Annotated in this window: 3 protein-coding genes; all 3 read left to right on the plus strand. The window is 72.5% G+C overall.

Annotated elements, in window-relative coordinates; all coding sequences use genetic code 11:
• The first annotated feature begins 2 nt into the window (after positions 1-2).
• Positions 3-608 (plus strand): hypothetical protein, encoded by a 606-nt coding sequence (locus AOK24_RS39870; RefSeq protein ID WP_055724803.1) that lies wholly within the window; start codon positions 3-5, stop codon positions 606-608.
• A 95-nt stretch (positions 609-703) separates the two neighbouring features.
• Positions 704-1,348, plus strand: coding sequence for an ArsR/SmtB family transcription factor (locus AOK24_RS39875; RefSeq protein WP_055724804.1), 645 nt, complete (start codon positions 704-706; stop codon positions 1,346-1,348).
• An 11-nt stretch (positions 1,349-1,359) separates the two neighbouring features.
• Positions 1,360-1,905 (plus strand): SRPBCC family protein (locus AOK24_RS39880; RefSeq protein ID WP_055724805.1); only part of this gene is annotated, 546 nt, incomplete at its 3' end.

A 1,905-nucleotide genomic window follows, 5' to 3' on the forward strand; every position in this document is an offset into this window, starting at 1 on the left:
CCGTGAACCCCGCCCCGGTGCTGTCGTACGACGGCACCGGGGCGGGGTTCACGGGCGTGTCGCTGGGCGGCGCGCTGCCGTACGGGGTGCTGGCGGAGGCGTCGTGCGTGTACGGGCTGCGGCACCGGGCGCCGCATCGGCGCTGTGACTGCGGGTTCCACTGCGTGCACGAGCGGGGTACGGCCGAGGGGCTGCTCTGCGTCGCCGAGAACCGTGACGCGGTGCTGCTCGACGTGACCGTCCTCGGCGCGTACATCCGCTTCGAGCTGGGGTTCCGGTACGCGAGACAGCGTGTCCGCACGATGACCGTGGGGCCCTGCGCCTGTGGCGCCCCCGCCGCCGCGCTCGCCGACGCGGGGTGGGGCCGGCCGGGGTGGCTCGGGCTCGCCGCGTCCTGCACGGGCTGCGTACAGGCCCGTACCGCCGTATCCCTCGCCTCGTTCGCGCGGCTGGCCGGCGAGGGGCTGCGGGTCGTCGCGCGGGAGGGCAAGGCGTCCGCGCGCTTCGGGGTGCCCGAACTCACCGCGGAGGCCGCCCTGTTGCAGGCGCGGCTGGACTGGTTCCAGAGCCAGCTGTCGCGGCTGGGGGAGGACGAGGGCAAGGCGTAGCGGGACACCCCCGGACAGGGGGTGCTCCGTCATGCCCATTCACCGACAACTCTTCTCGCCTGGACAAAAAAAGTTTTCGGTGAGACGGTGGACCCATGCTGGACGTCACCGTGATCGAGAACCCCGAGGCGGCAGCCGCGACGCTGGACCCGATAAGGGCGCGGCTCCTGGCCGAGCTGGCCGCGGGCCCCGCGTCGGCCGCGATGCTGGCCGGGCAGGTCGGGCTGCCCCGGCAGAAGGTGAACTATCACCTCAAGGCCCTGGAGAAGCACGGCCTGGTCGAGCTGGCCGGGGAGCGCCGCAAGGGGAACGTCACCGAGCGGCTGATGCGGGCCACCGCCGCGTCGTACGTCATCTCGCCGCTGGCCCTCGCGGAGGTGCAGCCGGACCCGGACCGCTTCCGTGACCAGCTCTCCGCGCGCTGGCTGCTGGCGCTGGGCGCGCGGCTCGTACGGGACGTCGGTTCGCTGATCACCGGCGCGGCCAAGGCCCGCAAGGGGCTGGCGACTTACGCGCTGGACGGCGAGGTGCGGTTCGCGTCCGCCGCCGAACGGGCCGCGTTCGTGCAGGAGTTGACGGCCGGGGTGGGCGCGCTGATCCGCAAGTACGACGCGCCGGACGCGGAAGGCGGGCGCGATCACCGGATCGTGCTCGGGCTGCATCCGACGCTCAAGGAGACGCCGTCCCGCACTGAGCCGCCCCGTACGGGGTCGTCCCCTGCCGAACTGACTGAAAACTGAGGAGAGTTGCCATGTCCAAGGACACCGAGAAGGAATTCGAGATCGTCCGCGAGTTCGAGGTGGACGCGACGCCGGAGCAGGTGTGGGAGGCGGTGACCCGGAACACCGGGGCGTACCTGTGGCCCATGGAGGCGCCCGAGCCTCGCGTCGGGGGGAGCGGGCCGTTCGGGTCGACCGTCACGGCGTGGGAACCGCCGTACCGGTACACGAACCTGAGCGAGGACGTCGGGATGGACGTCCAGTCCCGCAACCAGCTCGACTACACCGTCGAGCCCCGGGACGAGGGGCGGCGGGCGTGGGTGCGGTACGTGCACAGCGGGATCTTCGTCGACGACTGGGAGAACCAGTACGACGGGGCCGGGCGGCACACGGACTTCTACCTGCACACGCTGCGGGAGTACTTGGTGCACTTCGCTCCGCGGGCCGTGGCGTTCTCCTCGGCGGAGGGGCCGGCCGCTTCCGCCACGCCGGACGCACTGGCCCTGGTCGCGCGGGAGTTGGGGGTCGGGGACGTCGTCGGAGAGCGGGTCACCGTGCGGGGGCCCCGGGAGTTCGAG

The organism is Streptomyces niveiscabiei (assembly GCF_001419795.1).
Taxonomy (GTDB): domain Bacteria; phylum Actinomycetota; class Actinomycetes; order Streptomycetales; family Streptomycetaceae; genus Streptomyces; species Streptomyces niveiscabiei.

Coding starts and splice junctions, on each gene's coding strand:
- AOK24_RS39875 (WP_055724804.1), top strand. CDS start 704: ATGCTGGACGTCACCGTGATCGAGAACCCCGAGGCGGCAGCCGCGACG.